The organism is Leifsonia sp. Leaf264 (assembly GCF_001422325.1).
Lineage (GTDB): Bacteria > Actinomycetota > Actinomycetes > Actinomycetales > Microbacteriaceae > Orlajensenia.
The window spans coordinates 1-24,258 of sequence record NZ_LMMR01000005.1 but is presented as its reverse complement, the minus strand read 5'-3'; the positions used below and the strand labels follow the sequence as shown (position 1 = coordinate 24,258).

Sequence of the window (24,258 nt, the reverse complement as noted above, 5' to 3'; positions counted from 1 at the left end):
GCCACATGCCCAACGGGTATGACCGCCGCCGATACCGCCCTGATCAGAAGCGCGATCGACTCCTACGCGGACATCTACGCCGGGACGTCTGACCTGCCTACTTCGGTGGGAGGTGTCCTGCTGTCGGCAGCCGCAGCCGGCGCCCACCCCGGCACCTCCACCGGAAGCATCTTCCACACGATCTCGGATGCCCTGTTCGCCCTGGAACGGAACCCGTTCGACAGCAGCGCCCTCCGCGCCCAGATCCCCACCGTCGGCCCGGACTGGCTTGCAGACATCGCCCGGATCGCCGTAGGCCGGCACGCTCTGTTCGGCGGGCATCTCCGCGCGGCGCGGAGCCTCGCCGGGGGAGTGACCACCGGCAGCCCCGAGGTGGCTGCGGCAGCGGATCTCCTGGACGCGAACGTACTGATCAGCGACGGCCAGCTCACCGCAGCCCGGACCCTGGCGAACAGCTGGCCGGAGGATCGCCACGGCGACCGTGACGAGATCCTCGGCTCGGTCGCATTCTGGAACGCCGACTTCGTCACCGCAGCATCCCGTCTCCGCGACTCCGCCGACGCCGCGTTCGACAGCGGCCGGCACCTCGACGTCGCCCGTATCCTCCGACTCCTCGCTCTTTCCGAAACGGTGGACGGCGCCGACGACGCACCAGACACCCTGCAGCTCGCCGTCGACCACAACAAGGAACTCGGGTCGGTGGTCGGTGCGGCCATCCTCGAAGCTGTCCGCGGTCTCCATACCGCACGACACGGAGACGCCGCGGGCGCCCTGACACTGTTCGGGTCGGCAGAGCAACGCCTGGACGGGTTCGGTGCTGCGGAGCCGCTCAGCCTCATTCACACAGCGAAAGCCGTCGCCGGCCTCCCCTCCAACCGGGACCTGGTCGACGGGCCCTCCAACGCTGTCGTCGCTGCCATCGTCGACTCGCTTTCCCCAGACGCGGACGGGTTCGACCACCCCGACATCACCGTGCAGGTCTGGCGGACCGTCGCCGGCCTCTGACCAGGACATCACCTGTCCGCGCATGTAGGTGCTGAACAGACACCCGTCAGATGTCCGACCAGCGTGACATGATGCGGTCATCACCCTGAGGAGAACCACGTGCTGACACCGGACGCCCAACGCCTCGACAACATCATCCGTCGGTACCGTGTCCAGTCGACGGTGACCATGACCGACGACGGATCGGTGATCGTCGCCGCTCGCACCGTCGAGCAGCTGACCGCCGCGCTCCGCGACATCAGATCCGCCGACAGCGACGTCAACTACGCTGCCAACACCCTCAACCCCGGACGCCGCACCCGCGTCACCGACGACGTCACGGTCACCGCCCGCGAGGTCCCCAGACTGACCAGTGCACTCGACCGGGCCTACTGGAGGGCAGACCGCGAAGCGAAGATCGACCGCGGTCAGATTCCCGGCGCACTGTCCGGCCCGGAGGCCGTGAAGGTCGCCAAGAGGATGCGCGGAATCCGCTAGCACAAGTTCCTGAAAAACTTCTTGAGGTTTCGGGAATAAACCCGCATACTGATCTGCTTACCTCATATGCATGCCGTCAAAAGCATGTATCACGAAACGGGAACATTCCCGTTTCCGCAAAACTCATAACAACCGCACATGGTAGTAATGAACCCGGCAACCGCCGCCCAAACGAACGAAGGAGAGAGCATGTCACCCATGTTCCGCAAAGAAAATCACGGCCACAGCGCCGCGATTCTGCGCGCCTCCGAGCTCGATTTCGGATGGTCGACGTTGACCGCAGGATATGACCAGCCGAAGCCCGCCGGACAGGTGGTTCCCATGTAGTGGCCCAGCCACTCCTGAACTTTCAGGGGAGTCACCTCAGGTCGCCGCACAGGCACCAGGTGGCTCCCCTTCTCGTTTAACCCCCACAACTTCACATAGGGCAGTAGCTCAATTGGTAGAGCACCGGTCTCCAAAACCGACGGTTGCAGGTTCAAGTCCTGTCTGCCCTGCGAACCACCCTCGGGTGGGACAACAGAACATGAACGCCTCCTCTGATGTAGGGGACGGCAAAGAACACCGGGTAGCTCCCGGTTTGAGAACTCCACAGTGGATGAAGAAATAGCCGGAGACCGGAGGCGCGTTCGCGCGCCGAAGGAGCCAAGCTCCGGCAACCTCGAGGCGCGGCCGCGCTACCGGCCGCTGCGCAAAGCATGCCGGCGTCAGTCGCGGCCGCGCCTCGAACATGGATGGTTGGCAGAGAGGCTGATCGCGCCCGGCTGTAGACCGGGTCCCTTCGGGGCGCGGGGGTTCAAATCCCTCACCATCCACCGCGTACGGAAACTGACCAGGCGGTCGCACGCCGAGTCAGCTGTACACCGGGCAGAACGCCAGCCGAGGCACCAGGGCCGCGAACCCTCGTCTCGGTCTCCGTGCAGGAGGCGAACCGGTTGACCGCTGAAAGGAGCAGCTTCTCCCCAGAAGGAAGTGACGGGGCGGCTCAGCGCACCGAAACCAGCGCCGCGCTCCTCTAGCTCAGTTGGTCAGAGCATCCGCCTCTTAAGCGGAGGGTCCTCGGTTCAAGCCCGAGGGGGAGCACCACGGTCTATTAGCTCATTCGGTTAGAGCGCTTCGCTGATAACGAAGAGGTGCGGGGTTCAAAACCCTGATAGACCACCACGATCCCGCAACCAGGAAGGAGGGGGATCTGCATGGCTGGAATAGCCAACCCGAAGTACGCCCGCGAGATCGCCGAGCTCCGTCGATCCGGGGCCGCCGGCACCCACGCCGACAAGCGCAGCAAGCGGAGCCGCACCCGCGGCGCCGCGAAGAACAAGGCCGTCAACGATCAGCGCTGACAGCCACGAGGAACCCCGGAGAGTGCAACCGGGTCACCAACACGACGATGGCCCTGTAGAGCAGTTTGGAGTGCTCGCCACCCTGTCACGGTGGAGGTCGCCGGTTCAAGTCCGGTCAGGGTCGCACATGGTCTTGTAGAGGAGTTTGGCCGTCCTCGCCGCCCCGTCAAGGCGGAAATCGCGGGTTCAAATCCCGTCAAGACCGCCAACATCGATGAGCGCGGGAGGCCGGTTCCACTCCGGCCACGCAGGGTGCATGAAGGCCGGTTCAAATCCGGCCACGCGGGTAGCTACCGCGCACATCGATGTCACGGAGGGATGGCTGAGCGGCTTAAGGTGCCCGTCTTGAAAACGGATGTCGGTTTGAAGCCGACCAGGGGTTCAAATCCCCTTCCCTCCGCTGCGCGTCAACACGTACACCTTCTCGGGGAGCGTTGACGCAGCTGTGATGTGAACCACCCGAGACCGGTTCACGTCGACTCGTTCCCGTCGGCGGGAGCTGCTGGACAGCAGCACGCCCCGCATAGCGGGTCAGTGGCAACGCTTGTGCACGAGCCTGCCAGGTCGGTTCGATTCCTTCGCGCTGACGGGAACACCAAATCTTGTAGAGCTCCGGGGCGGCATCCGGAGTGAGGACGGTGTGACGTCGAGGTGAGCGACGTCGTTACACGCGGTCCCTCATGCCCGTCTGGCGGAATTGGCAGACGCGCTGGCCTCAGGTGCCAGTGTCCGAAAGGGCGTCCGGGTTCAAATCCCGGGGTGGGCACAAACCTTCTCCACGCCGCGCATGTAGGTGGTGAGAAGAAGGAGCACGAATCATGGGTCACTCAACTGCGCAGGTCGTCGTCGACCTTACCCCCGGCAAGTCCGACTGGAACCTCGTCACCGAGGCCGTCAGCAAGTGGTACGACGAGGAAGCCGGCCGATGGTCCGACGCCAACGAAGAGCACCCGCGCCGGCTGGCCACCCACCCGGAGAAGTTCGCTGCCAACCCAACTGAGCTCGAGGACTACTCTCCTGGGACGTTCATCGTCCCGATCGCCGAGCCGGAGGACGTCACCGTGAAGACGGTGAAGTTCGTGGTGGAGATCCCCGAGACGCAGGCGAACCAGATCAAAGCCACCGATTGGTGGAACGACTCCTACTTCGACTTGTTCAAGAAGGTGGGCGACCTCCACAAGGGCGCGTTCGTCATCGACATGAAGCTCGACCCGATCAAGCTGCGGAAGTTCACCGCAGCCGCCACCGAAGGCACCGCCAAGACGGTCTACAGCATCGTCGGCTTCCACGGCGGTCGCAACGAAACACCCAAGGTCGTCGGTGAAGGCTTCGAGTCGATGGCGAAAGCCCGAGCTGCGGCAGTTGAGCACGCCAACACCGCTGACAAGCCCGCCCTCCGCTACGAAGTCCGCGCCGACGTTCGCCGTGACGACAACGTCGCCCTCGTGGTCATCGAGCGGCCCCTGGACCGGACCGTGAAGGTCACCGGCACGATCGAGGTCCACACCGTCAAAGCCGGCGCGAAGCCGAAGAAGGCGATGGTCCTGTTCGACTACCACCACTGACGAACTCCGCATTTCCTGCGCAGTCCGCACATGACACTTTCGTGATGGACCTACGGGTTCGCCACATGCCCAATCACTGCCCCGGCCGCACGGCCGGGCACTGATCCCCTGTAGCTCAATTGGCAGAGCATCCGGCTGTTAACCGGAAGGTTCGAGGTTCGAGTCCTCGCGGGGGAGCGGTCCGACGGCGACAGAAATGTCATCGTCGAAAACCAGAACGTCCGCGTTCACGTGGTCCTCGTTAGCTCAATTGGCAGAGCAGTCGGCTGTTAACCGACAGGTTCTTGGTTCGAGTCCAAGGCGGGGAGCCAACATCACATCAGAGAAAACTACACAGCGATCGACGATGTGATGGGTGCGCCTAGCGCACCACACGACACTTGCAGGAAGAGCGACAGGAAGCGCTCGCCTGACCTGCGAAGTGCTATCGAGGCCGGGCCTGGGCCAGCGTACGCGAACCATGCCAGCTTCCTGATTGATCGTGCGGGGCGACCCGCGCGCATAGATGTGAATGGTTGGCCGTCGGTGAGGACATCGACATGAGAACCAAGGCGAGCGCACCGGATGGTCGGGTGCGAGAATCGCGTAATCGCCTTGGTCACCGACGGCAGCCTCCCTCTCCGCGTCACCTTCGGGTGCCGTACATGGAGTGACTGGAAGGCGCAGATGACGTCATGGCAGAGGCCACAGTGCCGGCTTGCATGACCTGCGTCAGATAGGACGCGGCTTCGGCTGCGGAAAGCAAGGGAACACGGTCGGCCGGTCGGTACCAACAGGTAATCGGCCGGCCGTGAGCCCTGCACAACCGGATCGCCGTGAGGCGCACCACGATCGGGGATGATCGGTTTCGACATCGCTGGTTGCTTCGAAAAGAAGCGTGCCGAGGGTTGCAGAGCCACCTCGCAAATCAGACTCTGCGCCAAGAGACGCCAACGCCTCTCGTTCCGACTTCGCTCTCGCCGCTTAGCAGCCGCGAGACTCATAGCGAGTCCGTCGCACCGCCCACGGATCCACGGTTGACACCCAGGGCTGGTCGACGTCAGCAAACGTCAGCCTGAGCCGGAGCGCCCACCAGTGCTTCTCCGGCGAACACGAACTGGTTAGGCCAGGCGGTCGCGCTGTTCATCGCAGAGACCAACGCCGAGAAACAGCCCACGATGAACTACGCACGTAGAAGAGTTCGTTCAGCAGCAATGGACCCGGGTTCAATTCCCGGCATCTCCACCAGAGCGAGCACATTGCTCACCAGAACAAACCTCCACCTCTTCCAGGCAACGCGGCAACGCACAGCCTGCGTAAGTGGATGCTCCAAGGCCGGGTTGATCACCGGACCGGAAGCAGACGGCACGGAGTCGGTTTTCGCCCCGTGCGGCACGGGCCCTTAGCTCAGTTGGTAGAGCGCCTCGCTGGCAGTGAGGAGGTCGGGAGTTCGAGCCTCCCAGGGTCCACACACCGGTGCATCCCGGCAACGCCGTCTTAGCTCAGTGGTAGAGCACTTCCTTGGTAAGGAAGAGGTCGTGGGTTCGAGCCCCACAGATGGCTCCAGAAGTACGCGGGCCTGTAGCTCCAATTGGCAGAGCAGCTCCTTTGCAAGGAGACGGTTCTCGGTTCAAATCCGAGCAGGTCCACAGAAACCTTCCACCCCTAGCTGCCCTTTCGAGGGGAGTGACGTGGGATGCCGCGAAGCCGGGTTGATCTCCGACGGGGAGGCAGAGTCACGGATCGGTTGTCAGGGCCCGTGAGCCCGAAGAACCCGGCGGACCACAGCCGGGGGTGTTGCCACCGTCAGTTCCTGGACGTTCCCCCTCGGGGGAGACGGATGCAGCACCCGAAGGGAGTCACGTCCCGAGTGGTCATGGAGGGGTCCCGTAGAGGCCCATCGGTCCGCTTTCGAAAAGCGGTGAGCGGCGGGAGTCGCTACGTGGGTTCGAATCCCACCCCCTCCGCGAGTCCTGGATCGGCCTCTACCGGCCGTCCGTTTCCGACGACAAGCGCTTGCCGTCACAAGGGAAGCGGATGTGCGCGGCACGCCCCCAGGACCTAGAAGGAGACACGGGAATCGCGCCCTCACCCATGGTGAGGGTCCACCGGCCAGGACGAGCAACAACAGAGCCTGGACATCTGGCACCGGATGCTGTCAAGCGGAGGTGCATACCTCAGGGCACCACACACTTACCGCCGAGCACACCGCCGGCCGACACATGCAAAGGAGCAACACCATGAACAGCATCCTCGAGAAGCTGAACCACTTCACCGCGGACCAGTTCGGAGAGCTGGTCGTCGAGCACCTCAGCATCCAGCGGACCAACCGCGCCGAGTACACCGAAGCCCGCGCCGCACTTGCCCGGATCCCCGGATCCGTCGAAGCTGCAGCAGGAGTGGGCCCGCAGGTCACCGAGCGGATGAACACCGTCGGGTTCTTCGGCGGACGTGAGAAGGCAATCGCCGCCGCACGCAGCGCCGTCGCAGCCGACATGTTCCGCGACCAGCTGTCCGCCGAGCAGTTCTGCACCCTGACCGCAACGTTCAACACGGTCGCCGGCACCGTCGCAGCCTAGCCAGAAGTCTCTTTCGCGTACCCGGAAGCCGGTACCGTGAACCCATGAGAGCGTCGGAACGGCTCGCGAAACATCGAAACGACATCCTCCGAGTCGCCTACGCCCACGGCGTCACGTTCGTCGCCGTGTTCGGGGCGATCGCCCGAGGCGACGACACCGACCACGACATCATCGAGCTCGTCGTCACCTACCCAGCCACACCCTCCTTGGAGGAGATCGTGGAACTGGAGAAGCAGATCGTTGAGGCGATCGGGGAGCCGGCCGATGTGATCAGCTCCGACGCCCACGGGATGGAAGAGATCGTTCGGGAAGCCAGACCTCTCTGACTTCCCCGCAAAAGCGGATCCGTCCGCACATGAGGTAAATGACGGCGCAGATGCCGTCACCACACGAATGACGTCAACACCTTCCAAGCAAAAGGCTTCAAGCCAGGCATGTTCTTAGGGTGAAGGCTGACTGGGGGTTTCCGATGCTTGGTCCTCTTTCCCCTGTAACGGCAGACCTGCGTCAGACGTGTGGATATGGAGATGTCGCCTAGAGGCCTATGGCGCCAGCTTGGAAAGCTGGTTGGGGTCCGCCCCTCGGAGGTTCGAATCCTCTCATCTCCGCGCACGCCGCCCGAAACGACCTGACCTGCTCAGGCACGTCAGGATCAAACGGTAGGCAGGCACCGCCGTCCCCGAAACAGAACCCTCCGATCTCAGGTCGGTCGGTGAGGACGGTCGATGGGAAACGCGGCATCCGCCCCTCGCAGCGCAAGCTGTCTGGCAGCGGAGGTAATCCCTCAGGTCGGTTCGTCAAGCCGGCCACCCTGGCGAGGTCGCATAGCGGCCTAGTGCGCCGCCCTGCTAAGGCGGTTGGGGCGTGAGTCCCTCGCGGGTTCAAATCCCGCCCTCGCCGCCAAGTCGCCACCTTCCGAGGTGACGCAATATCCACCCGCCGGCAACGGTGGGATGGTCCCCGATAGCGCAACTGGTAGAGCGCCCGCCTCTGGAGCGGGAGGTTGTTGGTTCGAATCCAGCTCGGGGAGCTGTGGCCGTAGCTCAGTTGGTAGAGCACCTGGTTGTGGACCAGGATGTCGCGGGTTCAAGCCCCGTCGGTCACCCCACGTCAAGGCGGCGCCGGCTGAAGGCCGATAGTTGGCCCGCCGTACCCTCTGAAGTTGGCGCATCCCGCCACATGCCTGACGGGTATGCACAGCATCAACCGGAACGCACCCGCACCCGCGAACACCACCATCCCGGAGGACGCGAAAGAGCAGCCGACATACCCGTCGAACGCCGACCTGTCCGACCTTCCGGCGACCATGGTGCGTCGCTGCTGCCCCGGACGGGAATGCCGGAACGTCACCGTGACGAAAGCCGGAACGATCACCCCGGCCGGCATCACCTACAAGTACGTCGGCGACACCGGCGAGACGTTCTTCGGACCGTTCGACACCGTCGCCGAGCTCACCGCAAAGGTCAACGACCCGAGGTTCTGGCCGATCGCCACCCGGTGAACCAACGCCCGTCTGGCGGAATGGCAGACGCAGAGCACTCAAAATGCTCCGCCGCAAGGCGTCCGGGTTCAAGTCCCGGGATGGGCACCAGCACGCATCGACGACGCGGCACGCTGCCCGCACAGATGGACTCGTCGACGCCGTGACGTCGAGCACGACCACGGACACCGCACCGTTCAAAGCGCGGCTCGACACTACGCTCACCTGGTGGAACAGGTAGACACGCTGGTCTGAGGGGCCAGTGCGCAGGAATGCGCGTGCGGGTTCGACCCCCGCGGTGAGCACAACACCCAACGCTCGGTAGCCAAGCTGGAAAGGCATTCCGCTCATAACGGAAAGATGCGCAGGTTCAAGTCCTGCCCGAGCGACGTCGGCCCCTTCTGCGGCACCATCTGCCAGAAGGTGCACGATCCGCACATGTTGGTTTCGACAAAGGACAACCGACAGCTCGGAGCGATCATGGCAACCCCCACCTTCTACGACTTCAACGACTGCCGCCAGGGCGTCGACGAGATCCAGGTCGCAACGCACTGGCTGTGGCAGGCCGGCAACCGGTGGGTCGCGAAATGGGGCGAGGACTTCAACTCCTGGTTCGCCGACCGTGAGTTCGACGGTCCCATCGCCCGCGAGGTGACTGAGACCTTCCTGATCCGCGACATCAACAACCTCCCGGAGGACGGCACAGTCGCCTTCCACAACGAGGACGGCGAAGAGTTCGAGGGCGACGCCCAGGAGCTCCGCCGCAAGGTTGCCGAAGGCGTCACCGTCTTCAGGTAACAAACCAGCAAGAGTGACCGATGGTCACAAGTGACGGCCCCATCGTTTAGCGGCCTAGGACGGCGCCCTTTCACGGCGTTAGCACGGGTTCGAATCCCGTTGGGGTCACAACAACCGAACAACCAGAGCAAAGGACACGCCATGTGCACGGAAGACCTGTAGGGACCGTGACCGAGACCCCGTAGAAGCGCGGGGCGCACGGTCGGAAAGCGAGGGACGCCATGTCCCGCACCGACAACACCACGCCGCTCTGGGTCCTCATGCGACAGCCTGAGAACATCATCGGCTACCGCCACAACTGCGGCGGCTGGTCCTACGGCCGCCGCGAACGCCGAGTCGCCGGCCACCAGCCGTGCGACGCCCACGAACCCTATGACCCCCGCGGCTACAAGCGCTGCAAGCCGATCCTCCGAGAGGAGCTCGGATGGCAGCACACCGGATGCTGGGGTTGGAAGCGTCCGTCCAACGGCAGCCGAGCCTCGCTCGGCTCCGACCGCCCCGAGATCCGCGACAACCTCCGCCAGCTCACCAAGAACCACCGAGCCGGCGCCGACCCGGACGACTCCCACATCGTCAACGAACAGCGACGCAACACCGTCTACGGATGGTGGGCGGACTGAAAGGACACCAACCATGAAGGCTCTGTTCACGGACTTATAGTCGCCGTCACGCCCAAGGCAGCCACACCGGCTGCCCGTGACGGTCGGCAGGAAGTCCGACCATGTCCAGAACACACGTCCACACCCCGGTCTGGGTCCTCCAGCTCCGGCCCGATCCCAGCACCCTCGAAGAGCACACCTGCATCGAACGCGGCCACGACTGCGACCTCGGCCAGGTGTCCGCGACCAAGAAGTGGTCCCGCTGCGACTATGACACCCCCTGGGATGTCTGGAAGAAGCACTACCGCAGCGACACCGAGAAGGACCGCCGTCACAGCGACTGGTGGGCTCCGGACCGCAGCCATAACCGCGACACCCTCCGAGGGTTCGCAGCTGAGTACAACACCTACGGTGCCGTCGCCGACGATACCGACGCCCCCACCCGCGACCACCGCCACCACACCTACAAGGGCGGCTACTGGAACTGACCTGGAAGGCCACCGATGACCACCAAAACCATCCGCGCCGACCAAGCACACCAGTACGTCGGCCGGCACGTGGAAGCGATGTTCACCGACGGTTGGGACGACTGGCCGGTCTACGGGACGCTGATGAGCGTCGACCCTGTCGAGTACATGGTCTACCTCGAGGTGTGCTCCTGGCCGGATGAGTGCGACCACAGCGACTGGGAGCCCGGCGCCCACGGCGCCAGCGCAATCACCAACGACTCTGCAGTCCGGGTCGCCATGAACGGAAACCCGAATCAGCGCACGACGCGATCGACGACCAACTGAAAGAGGAACCGATGAACGAGTACCACCGCCCTGAGCTGTTGGCGATCGACCCGGTCGGCTGCGGCTGCACCGAATGCATCACCGGTGAGTACGTCCCGCTTGACGAGGCGTCCTTCGATCAGATCGACCTGATGCTGGCGGGTGTCCTCGCAGACAACACCGGCGCCACCAAGGAGCAGCTCGCTGCAGCCCTGGTGAAGCTCGCCACTCCGCAGGAGCTCGCGGAGAGGTACCTCACCGTCCTCGGTCGATGACGGTGACGTCCGGAACAGCCGGACACAAATGCGTCAGCCGTGGCGGGATCCGCGGCGGCCGACGCAACGGCCCCTTCGTCTAGCGGTCTAAGACACTGCGTTCTCAACGCAGGAATCGCCGGTTCGAATCCGGCAGGGGTCACACAGACGGGCATCGTTCCGTCGACAAGCCGCGGTGTAGGGGAGTTCGGTTGTCCCCGTCGGTTTCATACGTCGAAGATCACGGGTTCAAATCCCGTCACCGCAACCACGTCACACGAAGGAGAATCCATGGATCGGGCAGCACTCGAACGGAAGCACGTCGACCTCGGACTCCGCTTCTCACCCGGCGGCCTCGGCGGTGTCCCCGCCCAGGCGTACGGGTGGATCGGTGAGGATCGGTTCTACTTCCGGTTCCGTCACGACTGCGCCCAGCTGTCCGTCGGACCGGTCGACGCTGAGCTGGACATGGCCATCGCGTTGCGCACCACCCAGCAGAACGTCGGCCACCGCGAACGGGACCAGATCCAGCTGTCCACCCTCCCTGAGGACGACATCGACGACCGACTCTGGTTGATGATGAGCTCCAGCCGGCCCGTGGGGGAGCGACCCCAGGCCGCGGACGACCTCCAGTACTACCCGAACCGCATCACCCGGTACGCGTCCCGCCAGGACGTCACCGGTGAGCAGTACGCCGGGTTCCTCGAAGAGGACGAGTTCTGCGACCTGTTCGAGCAGCTGATGCTAGGACTGGCGCCGGTCACGGCAGACGAGCAGATCCCGAAGTTCACCACTGGCTGGCTCGCCGCCGGCGGTCTCTGGCCTGCAGCCGCATAACTGCCTGGCGTCCTACACGGACTCCCCGGTGCCGTCGCCGAGGTCGACGATGAACACCTCGCCCCCAGCCCGGTCTGTCACCACGTGGTCCGGCACAGGTCCGGCGCCGAAGATGACGTTCACATTCAAGAGCTGCCGGCCGACCTGCAAGACATGCAGGTCCTCGTGGATGGACACCGGCTCGCCAGGACGGACGACCCGTTCGAGGTCACGGTGATGCCAGACAGCGACAGTGCCATCTCCGTTCACGTACTCGGCGGTGATCGTCCGCCATTCCACGGCGATGACAGTTGCGTCACGCCACTGCTCAGGCGACTCCCTGAGCATCCTGGCCTGGATGGGGTTGAGGTTGTGACCCGGCCAGAAGTACCGGCACGGCTGCTCTTTGCAGTCGCGGATCTCGTCCGACATGCATGTCTCCCTGTGTTGGGGCATCGCCCGCTCTTACCGGCCACGGTCGTGGTCGATCGGGTCTTCTCCGGAAGGCACCGTGCGCAAGCTGCGCGGTTGCCGTCCACCCACGTCCGGAGGCGTGCGGGTGGAACTCTTGACCTGTTCGGATCCTACATGCGCGGTCCGACGGAAGAACGTCCACCGGTGACGGACACCGGCAACGGCTCTGTAGCTCAGTTGGTAGAGCTCTCGACTGAAAATCGAGGCGCAGCGGTTCAATCCCGCTCGGAGCCACAACGCACGTCAACCCGTCCCACGTCGGCGCCGGCCGCGAACGGTTCGTGCCGGAGACAGGGCCAAACCGCCGCACTCCGTCATCACAGCGGGGGTCGACCGATTGTGGCGCAGCTTGGCAGCGCGTCTGACTGGGGGTCAGAAGGCCGTGGGTTCAAATCCCGCCAATCGGACAGTTACCGCACATGCAGGTAATGGACAGGTAACGCCCACTGAGGCGGACCGAGGAAGGAACGACCATGGGCGACGAGCTCCAGCCGGCTGACGGCACCACAATCGAACAGCCAGCGATCCCCGCCGACGCCACCTGGGACGACCTCCCCGACGAGCTGGAACGGCGATGCTGCCCCGGAGAGATCCGGAACACCACCGTCTACAAGGCCCTCGTCCCGATGCTCGACAAGAACAGCCCCACAGGCGCTTCCGTCGCGTACACGTACAAGCGGGGCAACGACGACACGTACCGCGGATCGTCCACCATCGCCGGCCTCATCGACGCGATGAACGACCCGGAGGACTGGCCGGTCGTCGGCGGCTGACCCCGCCCCAGTGGAGGGGGAGTGGCGCGCGTCGACCAGAACCGAGCCGCAGCCCACCTCCAGAATGAAGCTCGTTTGCTCACGAAGGAGAACAGTGGCTCAGCCCAAGACCAAGCAAGACCCCGCAGTCGGATGCGCCGGAGTGATCGCACTCCCGATCGCCATCATCACCATGATCGTCCTGGTGTTCCAGGCGTGGTGGGGAGCTGTGGAGAAGGAATGGCGTCACGGTGACTTCTTCGGCGCGGTCGCCCTGTTCGGTTGGTGGCTGATCCCGATTGCCCTGATCTGGGCTGTCGTCGCGATCATCCGTTGGGTGATCCGCAACCAGCCGTCGAAATGCCCGAACTGTGGGGCACGTGCTGACGACCGGGTGCCGGTCTGCAACCGGTGCGGTGCGAACAAGCAGAAGGCTGCAGCCAGACTCGCTGCTCAACGCGGGTACTGATGACCATGGGTGGCGACCGACGCCGACAACGGGATGTGGCGCAGTAGGTAGCGCGCCTGGTTTGGGACCAGGAGGTCGCCGGTTCGAGACCGGCTATCCCGACTGACCGGATATAGCTCAGCACGGCTAGAGCGCTGCGTTCGGGACGCAGAGGCCGGGAGTTCAAATCTCCCTATCCGGACGAGGCTGCTGCGTGGGCAGCCGACAGGGGAACCCGCCGTGTGCGGGGGAGCGCCGACCAACCTCACGATGCGGACATGCGGGCCGCCCAGCCACCGAGCTGGTGACGTAGAACGTCGGACAAAACCGTAGTCACGCGCCTTTAGCTCAACGGCAGAGCAGCTGCTCCACACGCAGAAGGTTCCGGGTTCAAATCCCAGAAGGCGCACCAGCTGGCAGCGGGTCGACAGTGTTCGGTTATCGCATCGGACGCGGGAAGTCGTGGGTTCGAATCCCACCGGTGGCGCAGCCGCGCCCCGTAGCTCAGTTTGGTAGAGCGCCTACAACACCGGACGCTACCCCCACATCTGCTGCCAGCCTCAACCCTTCGCGGGTCGAAGAACATCGGTTACCTCCTGTCACGAATACCCCGGTGCTCACCCCACACATCTGCGAAGACCAACCACTAGACACCATCAACCAACCCCGAAAGGAGGAACCGCTATGACCAGCATCCTCAAGACCATCAACAAGTGGACCACCCCGTCCGCCGAGAAGGCCCGCAACGACCAGGTGCTCAACAGCACCGGCGGGTACGTGTTCGAGATCACCCCGATCGAGCGTGTGAAGCGGTTCCTGATCCTCGGAACCGAAGCAGGGTCGTTCTACGCTGACGCCCGCAAGCTGACGTTGGACAACACCGACACCCTGCTCGAGGCGATCGCCGCTGACGGCGTCGCCGTCGTCGACCTGATCGTCGACGTGTCCGTCCGCGGGCTCGCCCCGAAGGTCGACCCGACCCTGTTCGCGTTGGCTGCAGCTTCGGCTGTCGGCGACGACGCAACCCGTTCCGCCGCGTACGCCGCCCTGACCCGGGTGGCTCGTACCAGCACGCACCTGTTCCAGTTCCTCGGATACCGGAAGCAGTTCACCGCCAGCGAAGGCCGCGGCCTCCGCACCGCGGTCGCGCGCTGGTACACGGAGAAGGACGTCGAGAAGACAGCGCACCAGATGGTGAAGTACCGGTCCCGTGCCGGCTACACCCACAAGGACGCCATCCGGATCTCGCACCCGAAGACGGCAGAGCCGGCACGCCGCGCCCTGTTCGACTGGGTGATCAACGACACGGTCAGCACCGACGTCCCCAGGGTCGTCGAAGGGTTCCTGAAGGCTCAGGCCGGCGAGAACCCCGCCGCACTCGTCCGCGAGTACGGGCTGACCTGGGACATGCTCCCGGACGCCGCTCTCACCGAGACGGCAACCTGGGATGCGCTCCTGGACGTCGGGATCCCGCAGACCGCCCTCATCCGTCAGCTTCCACGCCTGACCCGCCTCGGCGTCGTCAAGGCGCTCGGCGGACGGACGAAGGAGACCGCCGCGCAGCTGGTCGACCCCGACCGCTTGCGCGCCGCACGCGTCCACCCGATCCAGGTCCTCCTGGCCGGGAAGACGTACGCGGCCGGTCGTGGCGAGTCGTCCACCTGGACTCCGGTCCCGGCGCTGGTCGACGCGCTCGACGAGGCGTTCTACGGTTCGTTCCACTCGTTCACCCCGGCAGGTAAGCGCACCCTGGTCGCCCTCGACGTTTCGGCGTCGATGGGATGGAGCATGGGCGCTGCCGGCCTGTCAGCATGCGAGGTCGGTGCTGCGTTGTCGATGGTGACATTGGCGACGGAGCCTGACTCTCACGTGTTCGGGTTCGCGGACACGTTCCGTGAGCTCGGCATCACCCCGAAGACCCGTCTGAACGAGGCCATGCGTCTCGCTCACGACGCCAACTTCGGGGCGACGGACACAGGGCTGGCCATCCGGTACGCGCAGGCCAACAAGTTGGAGGTGGACACGTTCGTCGTGATCACCGACAACGAGGTGAACCGCGGAACCCACGTGTTCCAGTCGCTCCGCGACTACCGGAACGCGACCGGGATCCCGGCGAAGCTGGTGGTCCTCGCGGTCACCGCCACATCGTTCACCATCGCCGACCCTCGGGACCCGGGGATGTTGGACGTGGCTGGCTTCTCGGCCGACGTGCCCTCGTTGGTCACGGAGTTCTCACGCGGGTTCTAGGACCTGCACCGTGGCCGGGCGGCACCTTCGGGTCGCCGTCCGGTCGCGGACCCCCTGCCGCAGAACCGGGCAGGTCCGCGCATGAAGGATCCAGAAGCGAGCACCTTCTCGCCTCAACGCTGCACCCGTAAGGGTGTGAGCCTCCGTAGCTCAGAGGAAGAGCAGCTGACTTTTAATCAGCGGGTCGTGGTGTCGGAATCCACCGGGGGTACTACCGCAGCCGATTGGCTGTGCGCATCGATAGCTCAGTTGGCAGAGCGCCGGCATGACTCGCCGGAGGCCCCAGGTTCGATCCCTGGTCGATGCACTGACCGTCTCGACGGTCTACGCGGGTGTCGTCTAGCGGCCCAGGACCCCGGTCTTCCAAACCGGCAACGGGAGTTCGAATCTCCCCATCCGCTCTCCATGTCCCCGGTGGCATGTACTCTCCGGTGAGCGCTCAAGCGCCCACACGCCTTCCTGAACGGAGACACCATGTCCGATGCGCCCACCCCACCGGCAGAGCCGGCACCGGAAGCCCAGCCGACCGCGCAGCCTGCACCAGCTGAGCCCATCGCTACGACTCAGGAGACGCCGGCACCGAAGCCGCCCCTGACGAAGCAGCCGTGGTTCTGGCCTGTCGCTACCGGAGCCGCCGGCCTCGTCCTCGGTCTGATCCTCGGATCAGCCGTCACCGGCGCTGTCACGAACATGCAGCAGTCCATCGCGTCCAGCAGCGCTGCGAACGCCGCCGAGAAAGCGAAGGCGACCCTGTTCGCGGACGCCGCTGAAGAGTGCGCCATCAAGTCGTTGGTCGACGTCGCCGACGAAGGCAAGACCTTGGTGGTGGACGGAGCAGGTGAGGACTTCGGCTCCGGCGACGTCAAGTACGACAAGCTGGAATGCATCATCGACGCGGTCGGCACCCCCACGTCGGTGAAGTCGCTGATGTTCGAGACGAGGTCCCTCGACGGACGCCAGGAAGGCGACTGGGAAGTGGACGGCACCCAAGTGAAAGCTTCATGGGGCTACCACCCGGACAACGGGCTCGACATCATCTTCGAGATCGACGACTAGAACCAACGGATCGCAGGCGCCGGAAAGACCTGCAACGCGGATGTGGCGCAGTGGTAGCGCATCACCTTGCCAAGGTGAGGGTCGCGAGTTCGAATCTCGTCATCCGCTCAGAATCCCGTCGTGCCGCACATGTTCGTTGCATGGCACAGAACCTGAACTCCACCGACCTCTTCGGCGCCCGCGAGGACGCCTCGAAGACCCACCTGGACGGCACCAGACCGGTGATCGTCCGAGTCGACGGTGTCGGGTTCTCCAAGTACACGAAGCATCTGCAGGCACCAGCCGATGACCGGTTCATCGACGCGATGAACGCCTCCGCTCGCGCTCTCGCCGAACGGATCCCGCAGGTCGAGTACGTGTTCGTGCAGTCCGACGAGGCGAACATCCTCATCCTCCCGTCTGCGCTCGGCGAGCTCCCCTACGGCGCCGGCCAGCAGAAGCTGGTGTCGATCGCAGCATCCGTCGCATCGACCGCGTTCAACGAGCAGCGCAGCGCTGACGGTGGCGACGCGGCAGCCGCGTTCGACGGCCGCGCGTTCAACATCAGATGGGACGAGATCGGACGGTACTTCCTGTGGCGCCAGCAGGTCGGGTGGGCGAACTCCATGACGATGACCGCCCGCACGTTCTTCTCCCACCACCAGCTGGACGGCGTCGGAGTCAACGAGGTCCGACGAAGGATCGCCGAGCAGGGCACCGACCCGGACTTCACCCCGGACGGGTTCCGGAACGGCCGACACCTGTACAAGCGAATGACATCGGGGCTCAGCGAGTTCGTCAACACGAGAACCGGAGAGACCGGCGTCGCGGCGTTCACCCGCCGCAAACCGTACTTCGCTGACGCACCAGCAGACGGGCTCGACGAGTTCGTCGACGGGACAGTCGCGGAGCTGCGGAACGCGAGCTGAGGCTCGCCGCACATCCAAGACCAGTGAGGAAGTAGCTCAACCAGAGCCTCTGCGAGAACCGCGGAGAGATCCGGGGTGCGAGACCCGGCTCCTCACACCATGCGTTCGTAGCTCAGCGGAAGAGCGACCGCCTCCTAAGCGGTAGGCCGCGGGTTCGATCCCCGCCGAGCGCACTGACCGTCAGGCGGCCACCGCCGACAGTCATCAATGACACGTGCGCCGTGTCGTACGCGGATGTGGCCCAACGGTAGGGCATCTGCTTCCCAAGCAGAGGGTTGCGGGTTCGAATCCCGTCATCCGCTCACATGAACTAGGGCTCGTCGGCTGCCTCAAAAGCCGGCCACGCGGACATAGCTCAATTGGTAGAGCGCCACCTTGCCATGGTGGAGGTTGCGGGTTCAAGTCCCGCTGTCCGCTCTCACCGCAATACTTCGACACAGGAGCCGCTTCCGTGTGAATCTATTGCATCCCGCCCGGCCGTGCGCTGGGCAAACGCCTTCGTAGCTCAGCGGAAGAGCAGCGGTCTTCGGAACCGCGTGTCGGGAGTTCGATCCTCTCCGGGGGCACCACCATCCTCGCCTCGTTAGCTCAGTGGCCAGAGCGATCCCCTCGTAAGGGATAGGCCGTCGGTTCAACTCCGACACGAGGCTCAACACCGCCCTTTTGCTTATTCCGCAAGGAGATAAGCAGAACTGCGGATGCGGCAAGAACCCTGCCCCGGAGGTTCCGGGACACGCGCCCGTAGCTCAGTTGGATAGAGCGTCGGAATACGAATCCGAAGGCCGGGAGTTCAAGTCTCTCCGGGCGCACCACCGCAGTCTTCCCGCCATCCGCACATGTGGGTGACATGGAGAAGACGATCACCAACCCCGCCGACCATGAATGGCTGGGAACGGCAAACCCCGACGAGGAGATCGGCACGGAGATCCAGGTGGGCGAGCTCACCTTCGTCCGGACCCGGATCGCCGCAGCTGAAACGCATGAGGTGTTCCTAGCCGACAGCGACCTTCCCGCCGCGTTCGTCCGCCTCCGCGGAGGCGTGTTCCGTGTCTACCTGTTCGAAGGCGACAAGCTCAGCCGTCCCTTCTTCGAGAAAACAGCCGGCGACGACGGGTTCGGCATCTTCGGCGACGTCAACACCCGCCGCCGCTACCTTGTCGAGTCGGCCGCCCACATCCTCGGTGCTCTCGAAGACCAGAAGCAGGCCGCCGCATGAGCGCCGCAGTCATCATCTACGCCATCCACACCCCGGACCCGTCCGGCGCCCCGATGAACGAGACGGCTTACTGCGCCGAGCACCTCCACCAGCACGACAACGTCGCGCACGGACTCCTGGCTGCCGCTGACGCGGACGACGCTCCGGAGAACCCCGAGTACACGATCGTCGCCCGCCCGGAGAACAACGACACCGTCTGCAACGACTGCGGCGCCACCGGCGCCGGCAACTGACCATCAGGAGAACAGCCATGACCATCACCCTTGAAGCCCCCGCCGAGATCCGCTCCCTCGCCACCGTCGAGACGATCACCGAGATCCACCCCATCCCCGACGCTGACGCCATCGTCCGCGCCCGTGTTCGCGGCTGGGACGTCGTCGTGAAGAAGGGCGAGTTCGTCGTCGGTGACCTCGCCGTCTACTTCGAGGTCGACTCCCACCTGGACACCACCGACCCCCGCTACGAGTTCCTCGCACCCCGCGGCATCCGCACCAACGAGGACGGATTCACCGGCCACGTGCTGAAGACCGCGAAGCTGCGCGGCCAGTACTCCCAGGGCCTCGTCCTCCCGATCAACCTGTTCCCGGAACTCGCCGGCCGCCAGCCCGGCGACAACGTCACCGACGAGCTCGGTGTCGTGAAGTGGGACCAGCCGATCCCGGAGGACATCAAGCACATCGTCGTCGGCGGGTTCCCCGCTGGCATCCCACGCACCGGCGAGGAGCGCCTGCAGAACTTCGGCGACCTCCTCCGCGACGGCCGTGACGCCAACTGGGTCGCCACCGAGAAGATCGACGGCACCTCCATGACTGTCCTCACCGACGGTGACTACTGTGGGGTGGCGTTCCGGAACTACGAGCTGAAGTTCGACGAGAACAACATCATGTGGAAGGTCGCCGCCAAGCTGAACCTGCACGAGCAGATCGCCGCCGCCTACCCCGGCGCTCGCGCTGCAGTGCAGGGTGAGCTGTTCGGCCCCGGGTCCGGCGCCACGTCGAACCCGTTGCAGGTGACCGAGGCGACATTCGCTGCGTTCACCGTCATCGTCGACGGGGTCGAGATCCCCCGCGACGAGTGGCCCGAGTTCGTTCAGGCGATCGCCGTCCCCATCCACCCGCTCCCGTTCCCGGAGACCGTCGATGAGGCACTCGCCCAAGTGGACAAGCTGAAGTCGCTGGTGAACCCGACCCGCAACGCCGAAGGCCTCGTCTGGCGAGCCACCGACAAGACACTCATCCAGGTGAACGAGCGGTTCGTCCGCGCAAGCGCGAAAGTGGTTTCGAACGCATACCTCATGAAGGCTGACCGCTGATGGAACTTCTCGGCCAGGTGCGGACGAAGCTCACGCGTCGCACCGCACCCGTCCAGGAGACTCGAACAGTGAAGGCCAACATCGGCCGGCGGGTCATGGTGCCCAACCCGGCACCGAGCCGTGACGAGCCCCGGCGCTACGACCTCCGACCGGAGATGAAAGTCGCGCTGTTTCTCTGACCGCCATCCAACGCTCATACGATGGGGCCAATACTCACGAACAGGAACGCATGCTGATCCGCAAACCCCGCCACGGCCACAACGGCGCTCGCGCGCTCGAAGGGCGAATCACCGTCGGCACACCGCGTGAGCTCGACAAGCCGTCCCGGGACGGCGGTGACGGCTCTGAACTGCGCCACGGCGGCTGGCACGCCCTGGTGGAGCGCGACGTGTTCCTCGACGGGGAACCCGTCGGCGTCGTCGTGAGAAGCGAACGGCTTGGCACCCGCACGAGCAAGACAGGCGGGCTGCTGACCGGGTACGGAATCCCCACAATCTGGTCCTACCAGGACACCACCGGTCGCAACTGGACGGAGTACGCCAACGCGTCCCTCGCCCACTGCCTGTTCGAGTCGCTGACCGTTCAGCAAGGCGGTTCGCTGTAACTCCCGCGCTTTCCGTGGGAGCCGCACATGTGGGTGGTGACGAAAGGAACCACCCCATGACCGGTTCGACGATCCCCAAGTACCTCTTCCAAGAGAACGCCACCATCACCCGCACCACCCTCGGGTTCGACCCTGAGCGTCTGTTCTTCACCTTCTGGGTGTGGGTGGACCTCGAAGGCGGCGGCGGGCACGGGTTCGGCGACTACGCCCTCGACCGACCACATCCCCACCCGGGCCACCGCGGTGAGCGCATCCCGACGGAGTACGGCATGCAGATGATCTCCGCGATCATCCGCGCCGTCGGCGTCAACAACTGGGAGGAACTGGTCGGCCAGCCCATCAAGGTGGTCCGCGAGGCCGGAGAGCGGACACGCATCATCGGCATCGTCCCGGCCGACGGCCACAGCGGCGTGCCGCTCCTCTTCGACGATGTCGCCGACGCGACGAGGTGGGGCGCGGCGTGACCAAGTCGAACGAAGGCACCGTCTACGAGGCGTTCGAGACGATCGCGTGGCTACGCGGCCGACCTCTCGACGACGAGGACCGTGCCATGCGCCGCAGGGTTCTGACCGTCGTGACGAACCTGGACATGACGGTGGAGTTCCAAGCGGACGGCTACCCCGTCATCTCTTACCCTGAGGCGCGCGCCAAGCACTACGGCGTGGACATCAACCACGACTACTTCCGGTTCATCCTCAACGAGATGTCATGGGAGGCGTCGAACACCCTGTGGGAGAACGCCGACATGCTCACCTCCGGCAGTGAAGGAACACCGGAAAGCGGACTGGAGTACGCCGACCGCAAGGCGCGGTCGCTCACAGAGCTCCGCGGCCGATTCAATTACATGGTCCAGATCCTGAACGCAGCGATCAAGCAGGGCGACGTGTTCAGCCGGATCGACGACGTCCCGGAAGCGCCCGCCGGGTCCAAGGTGGACATCTGAGCCGAACGCAAGCTCGGCTGACCTCCTTCCGACTTTCAGGAACACCAGAGTGCGCCCCCAGTTCGGGGTCAGGGACCTCATAGCGCTCTCCAATGTCAGAGGGTGTCTGTCACCCTAGGCGCATGTCCAACACATTCCCGCCCACCGAACCCGAACAGCCGGCGCAGCCTTCCGGCTCCGACCAGCCGGCACCTCCCGCGCCGCCGGCACCTGAGAACACCGTGCCCGCAGCGCCGCCGGCCCCTGACACCGCGACCCCCGCCGCGGCCGCTCCGCCCGCCCCGGATGCTCAGCCTGTGTACCCCGGCGCCCCTGCGGCCGCACCGTACGCCGCTCCCACTCTCGTCGACCCGAACGCCTCTGCCCCGTCGAAGAAGAACGGGCTCGGCCTGGCGTCGGTCATCCTGGGCGCTGTCGCGTTCCTGTTCGCGTTCATCCCCGGCGTGAACTTCTTCGCCATCGTCGTAGCGCTCGTCGGTGTCGTCCTCGGCGCGATCGGTCTGGCGCAGAAGAACAAGGTGAAGACGCTGGCGTTGGTCGGCACAATCCTGTCCGGTGTCGCTGCGGTCCTGGCGATCATCATGATCGTCGTGTACGCCGCCGTGTTCGTGAAGGCGGTCGATGACAGCCTCCCGAAGGTGGACACCGCCACGGAAGCCCCGGCTGAGTCTGACGCTGCGGAGGAACCGGCTGAGGAGCCTGCTGAGCCTGCCGCTCCTGAGGTAGGAACCCGTGACAACCCGGCTGCGCTGGGGACAACGATCACGATGACGGAGAACGGTGCGAGCACTTGGGAGATCACCCCGGGCGCTTCGAACCTGAACGCCGGTGAGACTGTCGCTGCGACGAACCAGTTCAGCGACCCCGCCCCGGACGGGTACCAGTGGGCGACTTTGCCGCTGCACCTCACCTACATCGGTGAGGGGTCCTCCACTCCCGGGTACGACATCCAGGTGAAGTTCGTCGGCGCTGACGGGAACACGTACGAGACGTACAACGAGCTCGCAAGCGGGTACATCGAAGGTGACCTGGACAGCACCACGGAGATGTTCACCGGCGCGTCAACGGATGCGTCTGTGCTGATCCTGATCCCCTCAGCGGATGCGGAGAAGGGCACGTGGGCGATCTCGCCGCTGTTCGGTGACGAACCGTACTTCTTCAAGGCTGTCTAACCTGGCCGGTTGGGCGCCCTGCCGCCCATCCTGACCGGATCCGAACGGGTCGTCCCACCTCCTGGGACGGCCCGTTCTCTGTGTGCCACATGCCCTCCCGGTGCTCCACCCCTACCCCGACCGAAGGACCCTCTCATGCGACCCCGCCTCTACCTCGACTTCGATGGCTGCATCAACGCACCCCTCGCCTTTGCCCTCTGGGACGAGAAGGCTGTCGCCTACGCCGGCACCACCCAGGCTGTGTTCAAGATCCAGTGGGCTCCCGACATGGTCCGCGCCCTCGACAAGATCATCACCGAGTTCGACGTCGAGCTCGTCTGGGTCACCACCTGGTGCGAAGACGACTCCATCCTCACCGGTGTGGTCCCGAACCTGAACGCCAACGAGGACCTTCCCGGGATCAGCTCCGGCCGTGTCATGCCGTACGTCGACGGCGGGTGGGACGGCGCCGGATGGTGGAAACGGGACGGGATCATCGCCGATCAGGTTGCGTCGCCGGCACCGTTCATCTGGGTTGACGACTTCGAAGTCGCGCCGCACGGCCCGTTCGTCCTTCAGGCTGTCGGCACCACGCCCAGCCTGCTGGTGGAGCCGCAGTTCGACTTCGGGCTGAAGCCGGCTCACCTGACCCAGATCCGTGAGTTCCTCGAAGGGCTGCCTGCAGAGTCCTGATCGTCCGCACATGTTGGTGACATGAAGATCGCACACCCGTCCAAGACGCAGGCCACCATCGACATCATGCAGGCGGGCTCCGCCATGGTCATGGTCGGCGAGCAGACAGCCCATGTGTGGCGTTCCGAAGGCGGCCACTACGTCGTCACGATCGACGGATCGGACGAGAAGTTCGTCAAGTCGTACCGAGGTGCTGTCCGCTACCTCGCCGAGCTCGACGGGATCACCGGCGTCATCGACGTCGTCCAGGACAACGAGGTGACTTCGGTCACCACCGTCTACAAGATGACGATCTGAGGCTGTCTGCAGGAACCAGGATGTCCGCACATGTGGGTGTCATGAAGAAGCTCATCCTCCTCTCCGCCCTTGTCGTCGCAGCTGGCCTCGCCGGTGCCTGCCTGGGCCACGCGCTCGCACCCATCCTGATCCCCGCCGGCGCACACATGCTGCTGACCGTCGGTTTCGAAGGCATGCTCGCATTCGTCGGCATGTTCGTCGCCAGCGTCCCGCTGATCGACCACCTCGAGAAGGATGGCCTGGTCCAGCACCCGGCCGGCGCCCACAAGTTCGACTACTAGAAAGCCTGACCGGCTCAACCGGTCGCCATGCCCCAGTAACTCAGAGGCCAGAGTGCCGCTCTTTTGCTGCGGAAATGGCGTGTAACAGTGCCGCCGTGTCACCAAGAGAAGCGCGATACCCCACAACTGAATATTCGACGCCAGGAGGCGTGTGTAACACTCTTCGTGGATATTCGACGCCAGGAGGCGTGTGTAACACTCTTCGTGG

The 24,258-nt window shown here is 64.7% G+C and carries 31 protein-coding genes, 40 tRNA genes, 1 other RNA gene and 1 riboswitch; of the genes, 71 read left to right on the top strand and 1 reads right to left on the bottom strand.

Annotated elements, in window-relative coordinates; genetic code table 11:
* Positions 1–18 precede the first annotated feature (18 nt).
* From ASF30_RS09070 to ASF30_RS08905, 39 genes are all read left to right on the top strand, one after another.
* Positions 19–1,005 (top strand): hypothetical protein, encoded by a 987-nt coding sequence (locus ASF30_RS09070; RefSeq protein WP_055904970.1) that lies wholly within the window; start codon positions 19–21, stop codon positions 1,003–1,005.
* A gap of 99 nt (positions 1,006–1,104) precedes the next feature.
* Positions 1,105–1,482 (top strand): hypothetical protein, encoded by a 378-nt coding sequence (locus ASF30_RS09065; RefSeq protein ID WP_055904967.1) that lies wholly within the window; start codon positions 1,105–1,107, stop codon positions 1,480–1,482.
* A 189-nt stretch (positions 1,483–1,671) separates the two neighbouring features.
* Positions 1,672–1,809 (top strand): hypothetical protein, encoded by a 138-nt coding sequence (locus tag ASF30_RS22625; protein ID WP_157497118.1) that lies wholly within the window; start codon positions 1,672–1,674, stop codon positions 1,807–1,809.
* Positions 1,810–1,906: 97 nt separating this feature from the next.
* A tRNA-Trp gene (locus ASF30_RS09060) sits at positions 1,907–1,979 on the top strand.
* Positions 1,980–2,214: 235 nt separating this feature from the next.
* Positions 2,215–2,297, top strand: a tRNA-Tyr gene (locus tag ASF30_RS09055).
* 194 nt (positions 2,298–2,491) lie between these two features.
* A tRNA-Lys gene (locus ASF30_RS09050) sits at positions 2,492–2,568 on the top strand.
* Position 2,569: 1 nt separating this feature from the next.
* A tRNA-Ile gene (locus ASF30_RS09045) sits at positions 2,570–2,646 on the top strand.
* 32 nt (positions 2,647–2,678) lie between these two features.
* A complete protein-coding gene (locus ASF30_RS23145; protein ID WP_200918452.1) occupies positions 2,679–2,825 on the top strand; it encodes a hypothetical protein in 147 nt (48 codons plus the stop codon).
* A gap of 49 nt (positions 2,826–2,874) precedes the next feature.
* Positions 2,875–2,949: transfer RNA gene (locus tag ASF30_RS09040), tRNA-Asp, on the top strand.
* Between the two features lie 5 nt (positions 2,950–2,954).
* A tRNA-Asp gene (locus ASF30_RS09035) sits at positions 2,955–3,033 on the top strand.
* Between the two features lie 104 nt (positions 3,034–3,137).
* Positions 3,138–3,225 (top strand) — tRNA-Ser (locus ASF30_RS09030).
* Positions 3,226–3,507: 282 nt separating this feature from the next.
* Positions 3,508–3,591, top strand: a tRNA-Leu gene (locus tag ASF30_RS09025).
* Positions 3,592–3,643: 52 nt separating this feature from the next.
* Positions 3,644–4,390 (top strand): hypothetical protein, encoded by a 747-nt coding sequence (locus ASF30_RS09020; protein ID WP_055904964.1) that lies wholly within the window; start codon positions 3,644–3,646, stop codon positions 4,388–4,390.
* Between the two features lie 104 nt (positions 4,391–4,494).
* Positions 4,495–4,567 (top strand) — tRNA-Asn (locus tag ASF30_RS09015).
* 58 nt (positions 4,568–4,625) lie between these two features.
* Positions 4,626–4,701 (top strand) — tRNA-Asn (locus ASF30_RS09010).
* A gap of 522 nt (positions 4,702–5,223) precedes the next feature.
* Positions 5,224–5,617: a transfer-messenger RNA gene (gene ssrA / locus ASF30_RS22230) on the top strand.
* Positions 5,618–5,765: 148 nt separating this feature from the next.
* Positions 5,766–5,838, top strand: a tRNA-Ala gene (locus ASF30_RS09005).
* Positions 5,839–5,860: 22 nt separating this feature from the next.
* Positions 5,861–5,935: transfer RNA gene (locus ASF30_RS09000), tRNA-Thr, on the top strand.
* A gap of 9 nt (positions 5,936–5,944) precedes the next feature.
* Positions 5,945–6,018, top strand: a tRNA-Ala gene (locus ASF30_RS08995).
* A 229-nt stretch (positions 6,019–6,247) separates the two neighbouring features.
* Positions 6,248–6,336, top strand: a tRNA-Ser gene (locus ASF30_RS22620).
* 273 nt (positions 6,337–6,609) lie between these two features.
* The gene (locus ASF30_RS08990) at positions 6,610–6,948 is read left to right on the top strand and encodes a hypothetical protein (RefSeq protein WP_055904961.1); all 339 of its coding nucleotides are present in this window, start codon (positions 6,610–6,612) and stop codon (positions 6,946–6,948) included.
* Between the two features lie 44 nt (positions 6,949–6,992).
* Positions 6,993–7,274 (top strand): nucleotidyltransferase family protein, encoded by a 282-nt coding sequence (locus ASF30_RS08985; RefSeq protein WP_055904959.1) that lies wholly within the window; start codon positions 6,993–6,995, stop codon positions 7,272–7,274.
* Positions 7,275–7,471: 197 nt separating this feature from the next.
* Positions 7,472–7,556: transfer RNA gene (locus ASF30_RS08980), tRNA-Ser, on the top strand.
* 205 nt (positions 7,557–7,761) lie between these two features.
* Positions 7,762–7,851, top strand: a tRNA-Ser gene (locus tag ASF30_RS08975).
* 54 nt (positions 7,852–7,905) lie between these two features.
* A tRNA-Gln gene (locus ASF30_RS08970) sits at positions 7,906–7,978 on the top strand.
* Positions 7,979–7,980: 2 nt separating this feature from the next.
* A tRNA-His gene (locus tag ASF30_RS08965) sits at positions 7,981–8,056 on the top strand.
* An 84-nt stretch (positions 8,057–8,140) separates the two neighbouring features.
* Complete coding sequence (locus tag ASF30_RS08960) at positions 8,141–8,449, top strand: hypothetical protein (RefSeq protein WP_055904956.1); 309 nt, start codon at positions 8,141–8,143, stop codon at positions 8,447–8,449.
* Between the two features lie 6 nt (positions 8,450–8,455).
* Positions 8,456–8,539: transfer RNA gene (locus ASF30_RS08955), tRNA-Leu, on the top strand.
* Positions 8,540–8,647: 108 nt separating this feature from the next.
* Positions 8,648–8,733, top strand: a tRNA-Leu gene (locus ASF30_RS08950).
* A gap of 10 nt (positions 8,734–8,743) precedes the next feature.
* Positions 8,744–8,817: transfer RNA gene (locus ASF30_RS08945), tRNA-Ile, on the top strand.
* Between the two features lie 91 nt (positions 8,818–8,908).
* Positions 8,909–9,226: a hypothetical protein gene (locus ASF30_RS22225; protein WP_157497116.1), complete on the top strand. Its 318-nt coding sequence runs from the start codon at positions 8,909–8,911 to the stop codon at positions 9,224–9,226.
* A gap of 35 nt (positions 9,227–9,261) precedes the next feature.
* Positions 9,262–9,334 (top strand) — tRNA-Glu (locus ASF30_RS08940).
* 113 nt (positions 9,335–9,447) lie between these two features.
* Positions 9,448–9,846, top strand: a complete 399-nt coding sequence (locus tag ASF30_RS08935) for a hypothetical protein (protein WP_055904953.1) — start codon at positions 9,448–9,450, stop codon at positions 9,844–9,846.
* A gap of 101 nt (positions 9,847–9,947) precedes the next feature.
* Entirely contained in the window at positions 9,948–10,313 is a 366-nt protein-coding gene (locus ASF30_RS08930; RefSeq protein WP_055904950.1) for a hypothetical protein, read from the top strand.
* Between the two features lie 15 nt (positions 10,314–10,328).
* Positions 10,329–10,619: a hypothetical protein gene (locus tag ASF30_RS08925; RefSeq protein ID WP_055904947.1), complete on the top strand. Its 291-nt coding sequence runs from the start codon at positions 10,329–10,331 to the stop codon at positions 10,617–10,619.
* Between the two features lie 11 nt (positions 10,620–10,630).
* The gene (locus tag ASF30_RS08920) at positions 10,631–10,873 is read left to right on the top strand and encodes a hypothetical protein (RefSeq protein ID WP_055904944.1); all 243 of its coding nucleotides are present in this window, start codon (positions 10,631–10,633) and stop codon (positions 10,871–10,873) included.
* A 68-nt stretch (positions 10,874–10,941) separates the two neighbouring features.
* Positions 10,942–11,015 (top strand) — tRNA-Glu (locus ASF30_RS08915).
* 29 nt (positions 11,016–11,044) lie between these two features.
* A tRNA-Met gene (locus ASF30_RS08910) sits at positions 11,045–11,123 on the top strand.
* A gap of 20 nt (positions 11,124–11,143) precedes the next feature.
* On the top strand, positions 11,144–11,689 hold the full coding sequence (locus ASF30_RS08905) for a hypothetical protein (RefSeq protein ID WP_055904941.1): 546 nt from the start codon (positions 11,144–11,146) through the stop codon (positions 11,687–11,689).
* Between the two features lie 12 nt (positions 11,690–11,701).
* On the opposite strand, the gene ASF30_RS08900 is transcribed toward ASF30_RS08905, so the two are convergent.
* The gene (locus ASF30_RS08900; RefSeq protein WP_055904938.1) at positions 11,702–12,100 is read right to left on the bottom strand and encodes a hypothetical protein; all 399 of its coding nucleotides are present in this window, start codon (positions 12,098–12,100) and stop codon (positions 11,702–11,704) included.
* A gap of 24 nt (positions 12,101–12,124) precedes the next feature.
* Positions 12,125–12,242, bottom strand: a riboswitch (SAM riboswitch).
* Positions 12,243–12,304: 62 nt separating this feature from the next.
* Between ASF30_RS08900 and ASF30_RS08895 the strand changes: the two genes are divergently transcribed.
* From ASF30_RS08895 to ASF30_RS08745, 32 genes are all read left to right on the top strand, one after another.
* A tRNA-Phe gene (locus ASF30_RS08895) sits at positions 12,305–12,376 on the top strand.
* Positions 12,377–12,475: 99 nt separating this feature from the next.
* Positions 12,476–12,549 (top strand) — tRNA-Pro (locus ASF30_RS08890).
* A 66-nt stretch (positions 12,550–12,615) separates the two neighbouring features.
* On the top strand, positions 12,616–12,915 hold the full coding sequence (locus ASF30_RS08885; protein ID WP_055904935.1) for a hypothetical protein: 300 nt from the start codon (positions 12,616–12,618) through the stop codon (positions 12,913–12,915).
* Positions 12,916–13,009: 94 nt separating this feature from the next.
* Positions 13,010–13,363, top strand: a complete 354-nt coding sequence (locus tag ASF30_RS08880) for a hypothetical protein (protein WP_055904932.1) — start codon at positions 13,010–13,012, stop codon at positions 13,361–13,363.
* A 29-nt stretch (positions 13,364–13,392) separates the two neighbouring features.
* Positions 13,393–13,465 (top strand) — tRNA-Pro (locus tag ASF30_RS08875).
* A gap of 4 nt (positions 13,466–13,469) precedes the next feature.
* Positions 13,470–13,544 (top strand) — tRNA-Pro (locus ASF30_RS08870).
* Between the two features lie 135 nt (positions 13,545–13,679).
* Positions 13,680–13,754 (top strand) — tRNA-Val (locus ASF30_RS08865).
* 272 nt (positions 13,755–14,026) lie between these two features.
* Positions 14,027–15,589, top strand: coding sequence for a TROVE domain-containing protein (locus tag ASF30_RS08860; protein ID WP_055904928.1), 1,563 nt, complete (start codon positions 14,027–14,029; stop codon positions 15,587–15,589).
* Between the two features lie 139 nt (positions 15,590–15,728).
* A tRNA-Lys gene (locus ASF30_RS08855) sits at positions 15,729–15,800 on the top strand.
* 23 nt (positions 15,801–15,823) lie between these two features.
* Positions 15,824–15,896: transfer RNA gene (locus tag ASF30_RS08850), tRNA-Val, on the top strand.
* A 21-nt stretch (positions 15,897–15,917) separates the two neighbouring features.
* A tRNA-Gly gene (locus ASF30_RS08845) sits at positions 15,918–15,990 on the top strand.
* Positions 15,991–16,063: 73 nt separating this feature from the next.
* Positions 16,064–16,645: a hypothetical protein gene (locus ASF30_RS08840; RefSeq protein ID WP_055904925.1), complete on the top strand. Its 582-nt coding sequence runs from the start codon at positions 16,064–16,066 to the stop codon at positions 16,643–16,645.
* A gap of 36 nt (positions 16,646–16,681) precedes the next feature.
* A tRNA-Gly gene (locus ASF30_RS08835) sits at positions 16,682–16,753 on the top strand.
* A 32-nt stretch (positions 16,754–16,785) separates the two neighbouring features.
* Positions 16,786–17,553: a tRNA(His) guanylyltransferase Thg1 family protein gene (locus ASF30_RS08830; protein ID WP_055904922.1), complete on the top strand. Its 768-nt coding sequence runs from the start codon at positions 16,786–16,788 to the stop codon at positions 17,551–17,553.
* Between the two features lie 23 nt (positions 17,554–17,576).
* Positions 17,577–17,653, top strand: a tRNA-Ser gene (locus tag ASF30_RS22615).
* A 1-nt stretch (position 17,654) separates the two neighbouring features.
* Positions 17,655–17,726 (top strand) — tRNA-Arg (locus tag ASF30_RS08825).
* A 57-nt stretch (positions 17,727–17,783) separates the two neighbouring features.
* Positions 17,784–17,855: transfer RNA gene (locus ASF30_RS08820), tRNA-Gly, on the top strand.
* Between the two features lie 42 nt (positions 17,856–17,897).
* Positions 17,898–17,970 (top strand) — tRNA-Gly (locus ASF30_RS08815).
* A 77-nt stretch (positions 17,971–18,047) separates the two neighbouring features.
* A tRNA-Arg gene (locus ASF30_RS08810) sits at positions 18,048–18,122 on the top strand.
* A gap of 8 nt (positions 18,123–18,130) precedes the next feature.
* Positions 18,131–18,203, top strand: a tRNA-Thr gene (locus ASF30_RS08805).
* An 85-nt stretch (positions 18,204–18,288) separates the two neighbouring features.
* Positions 18,289–18,365 (top strand) — tRNA-Arg (locus ASF30_RS08800).
* Between the two features lie 35 nt (positions 18,366–18,400).
* Entirely contained in the window at positions 18,401–18,769 is a 369-nt protein-coding gene (locus tag ASF30_RS08795) for a hypothetical protein (RefSeq protein ID WP_082467651.1), read from the top strand.
* Positions 18,766–19,002 (top strand): hypothetical protein, encoded by a 237-nt coding sequence (locus ASF30_RS08790; RefSeq protein WP_055904916.1) that lies wholly within the window; start codon positions 18,766–18,768, stop codon positions 19,000–19,002. Before ASF30_RS08795 ends, ASF30_RS08790 begins: the two co-directional genes overlap by 4 nt.
* Before the next feature lie 17 nt (positions 19,003–19,019).
* The gene (locus ASF30_RS08785; protein WP_055904913.1) at positions 19,020–20,081 is read left to right on the top strand and encodes an RNA ligase (ATP); all 1,062 of its coding nucleotides are present in this window, start codon (positions 19,020–19,022) and stop codon (positions 20,079–20,081) included.
* The gene (locus ASF30_RS08780; protein ID WP_055904910.1) at positions 20,081–20,260 is read left to right on the top strand and encodes a hypothetical protein; all 180 of its coding nucleotides are present in this window, start codon (positions 20,081–20,083) and stop codon (positions 20,258–20,260) included. Before ASF30_RS08785 ends, ASF30_RS08780 begins: the two co-directional genes overlap by 1 nt.
* Before the next feature lie 50 nt (positions 20,261–20,310).
* Complete coding sequence (locus tag ASF30_RS08775; RefSeq protein ID WP_055904907.1) at positions 20,311–20,685, top strand: hypothetical protein; 375 nt, start codon at positions 20,311–20,313, stop codon at positions 20,683–20,685.
* 56 nt (positions 20,686–20,741) lie between these two features.
* Positions 20,742–21,149, top strand: coding sequence for a hypothetical protein (locus tag ASF30_RS08770; protein WP_055904904.1), 408 nt, complete (start codon positions 20,742–20,744; stop codon positions 21,147–21,149).
* Entirely contained in the window at positions 21,146–21,628 is a 483-nt protein-coding gene (locus ASF30_RS08765; protein ID WP_157497114.1) for a hypothetical protein, read from the top strand. Before ASF30_RS08770 ends, ASF30_RS08765 begins: the two co-directional genes overlap by 4 nt.
* A gap of 122 nt (positions 21,629–21,750) precedes the next feature.
* On the top strand, positions 21,751–22,800 hold the full coding sequence (locus tag ASF30_RS08760) for a DUF4190 domain-containing protein (protein ID WP_157497112.1): 1,050 nt from the start codon (positions 21,751–21,753) through the stop codon (positions 22,798–22,800).
* Between the two features lie 135 nt (positions 22,801–22,935).
* On the top strand, positions 22,936–23,472 hold the full coding sequence (locus ASF30_RS08755) for an HAD domain-containing protein (RefSeq protein ID WP_055904894.1): 537 nt from the start codon (positions 22,936–22,938) through the stop codon (positions 23,470–23,472).
* Between the two features lie 21 nt (positions 23,473–23,493).
* Positions 23,494–23,769, top strand: coding sequence for a hypothetical protein (locus tag ASF30_RS08750; RefSeq protein WP_055904891.1), 276 nt, complete (start codon positions 23,494–23,496; stop codon positions 23,767–23,769).
* A gap of 20 nt (positions 23,770–23,789) precedes the next feature.
* Complete coding sequence (locus tag ASF30_RS08745; protein WP_055904888.1) at positions 23,790–24,050, top strand: hypothetical protein; 261 nt, start codon at positions 23,790–23,792, stop codon at positions 24,048–24,050.
* The last annotated feature ends 208 nt before the right edge of the window (positions 24,051–24,258 follow it).

What these genes read in the sequence shown, in the direction of transcription:
- ASF30_RS08920 (WP_055904944.1), top strand. Translation starts at nt 10,631, where the DNA reads ATGAACGAGTACCACCGCCCTGAGCTGTTGGCGATCGACCCGGTCGGC.
- ASF30_RS22625 (WP_157497118.1), top strand. Translation starts at nt 1,672, where the DNA reads ATGTCACCCATGTTCCGCAAAGAAAATCACGGCCACAGCGCCGCGATT.
- ASF30_RS09020 (WP_055904964.1), top strand. Translation starts at nt 3,644, where the DNA reads ATGGGTCACTCAACTGCGCAGGTCGTCGTCGACCTTACCCCCGGCAAG.
- ASF30_RS08930 (WP_055904950.1), top strand. Translation starts at nt 9,948, where the DNA reads ATGTCCAGAACACACGTCCACACCCCGGTCTGGGTCCTCCAGCTCCGG.
- ASF30_RS08990 (WP_055904961.1), top strand. Translation starts at nt 6,610, where the DNA reads ATGAACAGCATCCTCGAGAAGCTGAACCACTTCACCGCGGACCAGTTC.
- ASF30_RS08750 (WP_055904891.1), top strand. Translation starts at nt 23,494, where the DNA reads ATGAAGATCGCACACCCGTCCAAGACGCAGGCCACCATCGACATCATG.
- ASF30_RS08900 (WP_055904938.1), bottom strand. Translation starts at nt 12,100, where the DNA reads ATGTCGGACGAGATCCGCGACTGCAAAGAGCAGCCGTGCCGGTACTTC.
- ASF30_RS08925 (WP_055904947.1), top strand. Translation starts at nt 10,329, where the DNA reads ATGACCACCAAAACCATCCGCGCCGACCAAGCACACCAGTACGTCGGC.
- ASF30_RS08785 (WP_055904913.1), top strand. Translation starts at nt 19,020, where the DNA reads ATGACCATCACCCTTGAAGCCCCCGCCGAGATCCGCTCCCTCGCCACC.
- ASF30_RS08860 (WP_055904928.1), top strand. Translation starts at nt 14,027, where the DNA reads ATGACCAGCATCCTCAAGACCATCAACAAGTGGACCACCCCGTCCGCC.
- ASF30_RS08790 (WP_055904916.1), top strand. Translation starts at nt 18,766, where the DNA reads ATGAGCGCCGCAGTCATCATCTACGCCATCCACACCCCGGACCCGTCC.
- ASF30_RS08885 (WP_055904935.1), top strand. Translation starts at nt 12,616, where the DNA reads ATGGGCGACGAGCTCCAGCCGGCTGACGGCACCACAATCGAACAGCCA.
- ASF30_RS23145 (WP_200918452.1), top strand. Translation starts at nt 2,679, where the DNA reads ATGGCTGGAATAGCCAACCCGAAGTACGCCCGCGAGATCGCCGAGCTC.
- ASF30_RS08795 (WP_082467651.1), top strand. Translation starts at nt 18,401, where the DNA reads ATGGAGAAGACGATCACCAACCCCGCCGACCATGAATGGCTGGGAACG.
- ASF30_RS08760 (WP_157497112.1), top strand. Translation starts at nt 21,751, where the DNA reads ATGTCCAACACATTCCCGCCCACCGAACCCGAACAGCCGGCGCAGCCT.
- ASF30_RS08905 (WP_055904941.1), top strand. Translation starts at nt 11,144, where the DNA reads ATGGATCGGGCAGCACTCGAACGGAAGCACGTCGACCTCGGACTCCGC.
- ASF30_RS08830 (WP_055904922.1), top strand. Translation starts at nt 16,786, where the DNA reads ATGGCACAGAACCTGAACTCCACCGACCTCTTCGGCGCCCGCGAGGAC.
- ASF30_RS08780 (WP_055904910.1), top strand. Translation starts at nt 20,081, where the DNA reads ATGGAACTTCTCGGCCAGGTGCGGACGAAGCTCACGCGTCGCACCGCA.
- ASF30_RS22225 (WP_157497116.1), top strand. Translation starts at nt 8,909, where the DNA reads ATGGCAACCCCCACCTTCTACGACTTCAACGACTGCCGCCAGGGCGTC.
- ASF30_RS08770 (WP_055904904.1), top strand. Translation starts at nt 20,742, where the DNA reads ATGACCGGTTCGACGATCCCCAAGTACCTCTTCCAAGAGAACGCCACC.
- ASF30_RS08755 (WP_055904894.1), top strand. Translation starts at nt 22,936, where the DNA reads ATGCGACCCCGCCTCTACCTCGACTTCGATGGCTGCATCAACGCACCC.
- ASF30_RS08960 (WP_055904956.1), top strand. Translation starts at nt 8,141, where the DNA reads ATGCACAGCATCAACCGGAACGCACCCGCACCCGCGAACACCACCATC.
- ASF30_RS08840 (WP_055904925.1), top strand. Translation starts at nt 16,064, where the DNA reads ATGTCCGATGCGCCCACCCCACCGGCAGAGCCGGCACCGGAAGCCCAG.
- ASF30_RS08775 (WP_055904907.1), top strand. Translation starts at nt 20,311, where the DNA reads ATGCTGATCCGCAAACCCCGCCACGGCCACAACGGCGCTCGCGCGCTC.
- ASF30_RS08985 (WP_055904959.1), top strand. Translation starts at nt 6,993, where the DNA reads ATGAGAGCGTCGGAACGGCTCGCGAAACATCGAAACGACATCCTCCGA.
- ASF30_RS09070 (WP_055904970.1), top strand. Translation starts at nt 19, where the DNA reads ATGACCGCCGCCGATACCGCCCTGATCAGAAGCGCGATCGACTCCTAC.
- ASF30_RS08935 (WP_055904953.1), top strand. Translation starts at nt 9,448, where the DNA reads ATGTCCCGCACCGACAACACCACGCCGCTCTGGGTCCTCATGCGACAG.
- ASF30_RS08745 (WP_055904888.1), top strand. Translation starts at nt 23,790, where the DNA reads ATGTCCGCACATGTGGGTGTCATGAAGAAGCTCATCCTCCTCTCCGCC.